This is a genomic window from Acinetobacter sp. USHLN143 (assembly GCF_037145695.1).
In the GTDB taxonomy this organism is placed as follows: Bacteria; Pseudomonadota; Gammaproteobacteria; order Pseudomonadales; family Moraxellaceae; genus Acinetobacter; species Acinetobacter fasciculus.
This window is the reverse complement of sequence record NZ_JBBCWZ010000253.1, coordinates 1-330: the sequence shown is the minus strand read 5'-3', so window position 1 is coordinate 330 and position 330 is coordinate 1. Positions and strand designations below refer to the sequence as shown.

Sequence of the window (330 nt, the reverse complement as noted above, 5' to 3'; positions counted from 1 at the left end):
TTAAATATTTTAAAATCATGCATGCTTCCATGACTTCCACATACACTCAGTATTTCACCTGTTGTATAGTGCATAGATAGCTGAAATTTAAAGGTATGTCGCTTTTTTTTATCGCTATACCATTTCTTCTGTTTTTTTTGGACGTTGAACTAATATTTCAGTTGCATCAATCACAACAACTTCCCAATCCACTTCATCTCGATTAGGAAGTTGTTTTGACAAGTTAAATTTTCCAGAACGGATTAAGGTATCTTCAATAACACGTGTGATACGAATTGCACTCGTTTCAGATACACCGTAACTCATACCAAGATGGAAAAATGTTCGATA

1 protein-coding gene is annotated in these 330 nt (G+C 33.9%); it reads right to left on the bottom strand.

The features are described 5' to 3' along the window. Positions 1-114 precede the first annotated feature (114 nt). Positions 115-330, bottom strand: a 216-nt coding sequence (locus tag WFH18_RS17965; RefSeq protein WP_336755431.1) for a transposase family protein, incomplete at its 5' end; no start/stop codon positions are given.